4 protein-coding genes are annotated in these 5,018 nt (G+C 72.9%); all 4 read left to right on the top strand.

The genetic code is table 11. From position 1 onward, the window contains the following. Positions 1 to 1,551, top strand: a 1,551-nt coding sequence (gene rho / locus D7W81_RS39785; protein WP_120560539.1) for a transcription termination factor Rho, incomplete at its 5' end; no start/stop codon positions are given. 57 nt (positions 1,552 to 1,608) lie between these two features. Beyond that, positions 1,609 to 1,875 (top strand): hypothetical protein, encoded by a 267-nt coding sequence (locus D7W81_RS39780; protein WP_120560538.1) that lies wholly within the window; start codon positions 1,609 to 1,611, stop codon positions 1,873 to 1,875. Between the two features lie 4 nt (positions 1,876 to 1,879). Further along, positions 1,880 to 3,772, top strand: a complete 1,893-nt coding sequence (locus D7W81_RS39775) for a DUF4129 domain-containing protein (RefSeq protein WP_120560537.1) — start codon at positions 1,880 to 1,882, stop codon at positions 3,770 to 3,772. Continuing rightward, positions 3,765 to 5,018, top strand: a 1,254-nt coding sequence (locus D7W81_RS39770; protein WP_120560536.1) for a DUF4350 domain-containing protein, incomplete at its 3' end; no start/stop codon positions are given. The genes D7W81_RS39775 and D7W81_RS39770, both read left to right, overlap by 8 nt.

The raw sequence follows: 5,018 nt of genomic DNA, 5'->3' as shown, positions 1-5,018 counted from the left end.
GCCCGTCCCCCTCCGCCTCCCGAGGCGGACGACGACGGCGGTGACGACGAGGGAGACGAGGGCCCCGACGAGGGTGAAGCCTCCGCGGGAGGCGCCCAGAACGGCGCGCCCGGGGGCCCCGCGGGTCAGGGTGGCCGCCGCCGCCGCCGCCGCCGCCGTCGTCGTGGCGCACAGGTGCACCTCACCCCGGAGGGCCAGGCCTACCGCATGCAGCCGGGCCCGGACGGGCAGCAGGTGCAGGTCTTCCTGACGCCGCAGGAGCTGGAGCAGTACCGCCAGCGCCAGGCGCAGCAGCAACAGCAGCCGCCCCAGGCCGGAGGCCAGCCGCAGGGCCAGGAGGCCCGCCCCCAGCAGGACGGCGGGCAGCCGCCACCGCAGCAGCAGCGCCATGAGCACCCGCGCCAGCAGCAGCGCGGCGGCGGACACGCCCAGGGCGGACAGCAGCAGCAGCAGAACCTGGCGCCCGTGGAGGGCGTGCTGGACACGGAGGCCAAGGGCCCCAACGCGTTCCTGCGTCAGGTGAAGCGCAACCTGCTGGCGTCGCCGGACGACCCGGAGCTGCCAAAGAACCTGGTGCAGAAGCTGCGCCTGCGGCAGGGCCAGTACCTCACCGCGTTCGCGCAGATGCGCGGCCACAAGGGCGTCATCCAGAAGGTGGACACGGTGGACGGGCGCCCGCTGGACGGCGCGCCCCGGCTGCCCCACTTCGCGGACCTCACCTCCGTGGACCCCACCGAGCGGCTGAAGCTGGAGTGCGGCCACAAGGAGATGGTCACGCGCGTGTTGGACCTCATCGCGCCCATCGGCAAGGGTCAGCGCGCGCTCATCGTCGCCCCGCCCAAGACGGGCAAGACGATCATGCTCCAGCGCATCGCGCAGGCGGTCATCCAGAACCACCCGGAGTGCCACGTCATGGTGGTGCTCATCGACGAGCGCCCCGAAGAAGTGACGGACATGCGCCGGAGCATCAAGGCGGAGGTCATCGCCTCCAGCTCCGACCGGCCCACGGGCGACCACCTCAAGGTGGCGGAGCTCGCGCTGGAGCGCGCGCGCCGGCTGGTGGAATCCGGCAAGGACGTGGTCATCCTCCTGGACTCCATCACCCGCCTGGCGCGCGCCTACAACAAGGAGGTCGACAGCTCCGGCCGCACCATGACGGGCGGCGTGGACAGCCGCGCCCTGGAGCGCCCCAAGCGCATCTTCGGCGCCGCGCGCGCCACGGAAGAGGCGGGCTCGCTCACCATCATCGGCACGGCGCTCATCGACACCGGCAGCCGCATGGACGAGGTCATCTTCGAGGAGTTCAAGGGCACGGGTAACTCCGAAGTCACCCTGGACCGCCTGCTCGCGGAGAAGCGCGTCTTCCCGGCCATCAACATCGCCCAGTCCGGCACGCGCAAGGAGGAGAAGCTCTTCACCCTGCGCGAGTACGAGAAGGTGAAGAAGCTGCGGCAGATGCTCTTCTCCGTGAAGCCGGTGGAGGCCATGGAGGCGCTCGTCAAGCGGCTGGGCCGGTACACCTACAACGACGAGTTCTTCGACGAGATGTAGCCCCGCCTGCCCGCGCGGGGGTGGTGTGGCGAGCCCTGGATTGCGTAAGGTGAGCGCATGATTCAGGGCTCGGGCCGCTGCCACTACCACCCGGACCGCGCGGGCCTGGGCGTCTGCGTGGAGTGCCGGCGCGTCATCTGCCGCGAGTGCACCACGCAGTTCGAGGGCATCAACCGCTGCGCCAGCTGCCTCGACACGCGCCGCAAGGCGCTGGAGGGGCCGCCGCCCCGGCGTGAGTGGAGCGTGATGCACGTGGTGCTGGCGCTGGTGGGCGTCGTGCTCGTGTGGGGCGGCGTGCTGCTGGCAGCGCACGCGGTGGGCTAGCGCGATGGCCGTCTCCGCGCTCGAGCTGCGGCCCCGGGGTCCGGTGGCCTTGATGGACGCGGCGCTGCGGCTGTGCGCGCGCGACGCGGGCGTGTGGGCCCTCACGCTGCCCGGTGGCGCCGCGGTGGTGGCCGCGCTGCTGCACCTGTTGGACGCCGTGGATCACGGGCGCTCCCCCACCCTGCCCGCGCTGTTCGTGACGCTCGCGTGGTTCCTCCGGGGCGTGGGCCAGGGCGCGGCGTGCCACTACGTGCAGGAGGTGCTGCTGGGCGCGAAGGCGGAGCCGTCCGTGGGCCAGTCCCTGCGCGCGGCGCTGGCGCGGCTGCCCAGCCTGTTCATCGCCGTGGCGTACCTGGCGTTCTTCAACGTGCTGACGGTGGCGTTCTCGATGGGCATCGCGACGCTGCTGCTCTCCGCGCAGGGCGTGGGCTACGCGGCGACGATGCAGGGCCGGGGCAGTCCCCTGAAGCTGTACTCCGTGGGCTCGCGGCTGCTGGGCCCGTCACGGGGCACGGCCACCGCGGTGCGCTGGCTGATGGGCGTGCAGGTGCTGGTGTTCCTCAACCTGCACGTGGGGCTCAACTTCCTGCTGTACCTCGGGCGGCAGCTGGTGGGCATCGACCTGACGTTCGCGGAGCGGTTCGCGTCGCTGGACAACCCGCCGTGGCTCGTGTTCCTCGCGGCGACGACGTTCGCCCTCTTCGAGCCCCTGCGCGCGGCGACCGCCACGCTGCTGCTGGTGGACGGCCGCGTGCGCCAGGAGGGGCTGGACCTGCTGGCCGCCGTGCAGCAACTGCCGGAGCGGAGCACGAAGCGCGGGGCGCTCGCGTCGAAGGGCGTGGCCGCCGCGTTGCTCGTCGCCACGGGCCTGCTCCTCGCGGCCCCTTCGCCGGTGGAAGCCGCGCCGGAAGCCGCCGCGCCCGTGGACCGCAAGGCCGTGCGCGCCCGGCTGGTGAAGGTCGCGACGACGTGCGAGCTGCCCGAGCAGGTGGAAGGCCCAGCGCTCCAGGGCTTCGATGCGCTGGACGCACGTGAGACCGCCAAGCTCGAGCGCTTCGTGCGCCGCCTGGAGCAGCAGGCCTACGACGACGAGGACTGCGAGAGCGCGGCGGTGACGCTGGAGGAAGGGCTCGCGCAGGTGTCGGCCACGGCCGAGGCCCAGGCGCGCGCGGACGCACGGGCGGCGACGGACCGGGCGCGGTCCATCCTCGCGCGGCCGGAGTTCCAGGAGCGCCCGGCGAAGGCCGCGGCCGACCCCAAGGAAGAGGAAGTCCCGCCTCCGGAGTCGAGCTGGTGGCGCCGCTTCATCGACAAGCTGGGCGAGTGGCTGAAGGAGCTCTTCAAACGCAACGACCCCCAGCCCCGGTCGCGCGACACGGCCCTGCCCCTGAGTGGGGGTGCGGCGGCCAACGTCCTCGTCGTGGCACTGGTCGCGCTGACGCTGGCGGTGCTGGGCGTGGTGGTCGTGAGCGTCCTGCGTCGCAAGCGCGAGAACTCGGGCCCGGCGCTGGAGGTGCGCACCCTGGACGCCGCGGCGCTCGCGGACAAACCGGACCACGCGCTGTCCCGTCCGCCCGAAGGCTGGGCACACCTGGCGGACGCGCTGGCCGCGAAGGGCGAATACCGCGAGGCGGTGCGCAACCTGTACCTCGCGCTCCTGTCGCGCCTGCACCGCGACGGCGCCATCCACTACGACGAGACGCTCTCCAACTGGGACTACCTGCGCGCGTTCCGGGGCCGCCCCGAGGTGAAGGCCCCGTTCCGCGAGCTGACGCGCCGCTTCGACTTCGCGTGGTACGGCAACCTGCCCGTGGGCGCCGCCGGCTACACGGAGTTCCGCGCCCTCACCGCGCCACTGCTCGCCGCGCCGCCCGTGCAGGAGGCCGCCGGTGCGTGACCGGTTTCCGTTGCTCGTGCTGGGAGGCCTGCTGCTCGCGGGCGTGCTCGGGGCGTTCCTGGTGCGTGGCGCCCAGCGCGGCGGCTTCGCGGATCCGCTGTCCACCTTCCGCGCGGAACCGGACGGCGCGCGCGCCCTGTACCTGCTCGCGCAGGAGAGCGGCCTGCCGGTGACGCGCAACATGGCGGACCTGCGCCTGCTCTCCGGGCATGAGGCGCTGGTGCTGCTCGCCGTGGAGGTCCAGGACTCGCACGAGGAGGATCCGGATCAGACCCGGCTCGCCTCGGATCCGGACGCGGGCACCGACAGCGAGGAAGCACCGCACCAGGGCTTCAACGCCCTGCGCGCGCAGCAGCTGGAGGACGAAGAGGTCGAACGCGTCCTGGCCCATGTCCGCGCCGGCGCCTCGCTCGTGTACGTGCCCTGGGGTTCGCGTGAGAACGCGCTCTTGGATGCATTGGGCGTGAAGCTGGACAAGGCGGACGTGACGCTGCCCATGCGCACGCTGGTGCCCCCACTGCCCACGCCGTACACGCTGGGCGTGGAGCGCGTGGAGGCGAAGGTCCAGGCCTACCTCCAGCTTCCGGAGGGCGCGGTCACCGTGCTGGAGGATGAACGCCTGGGCTTCCCGGTGGCGGCGGTGATCCCCGCGGGCGCGGGCCGCGTGCTGGTGGTGGGCGCCCCCGAGCTCGCGATGAACCCGGCGCTCGCGAGGGCGGACAACGCGCAGTTCTGGCTGAGCGCGCTGGGCGCCCTGGGCCCCGGCCCCTTCGCCTTCGACGAGTTCCACCACGGCTTCACCAACGAGCGCTCGATCGTGGACTTCGCGCGCCGCTACGGCCTGCACTTCGCCGTCGCGCAGCTGCTCCTGGGCATCGTGCTGTGGGCGGGCGCGCTGAAGCGCTTCGGCCGTCCCCAGCCTCCTTCGGAATCCATGCGCGTGGGCGCCACGGACGCCCTCTTCGCCATGAGCCGCCTGTACCGGGAAGGCCACCACCATGCCTTCGCCGCGGGGCTCATCTCGCGCGGTCTCACGCAGCAGCTGGCGCCGGTCGCGGGCCTGCCGTCGCACTCCACCGCTGACGCCGTCGCGGAGGGGCTGCGGGCGCGCGGGCGCCAGGACCTGGCGAACGGGCTGCTCGAAGTGACCCACCAGTCCGAAGCCGTCCAGAAGGACGCCGACCTCCAGGCCCTTGCCACTTCCGCCGCGCACCTGCGCGAGCGCATCCACCCCGCCGGCACCGGC

Origin of the sequence: Corallococcus aberystwythensis, from assembly GCF_003612165.1 — a bacterium.
Taxonomy (GTDB): Bacteria; Myxococcota; Myxococcia; order Myxococcales; family Myxococcaceae; genus Corallococcus; species Corallococcus aberystwythensis.
Note: the sequence above shows the minus strand (reverse complement) of the source record. Positions and strands in the feature narration are given on the sequence as shown.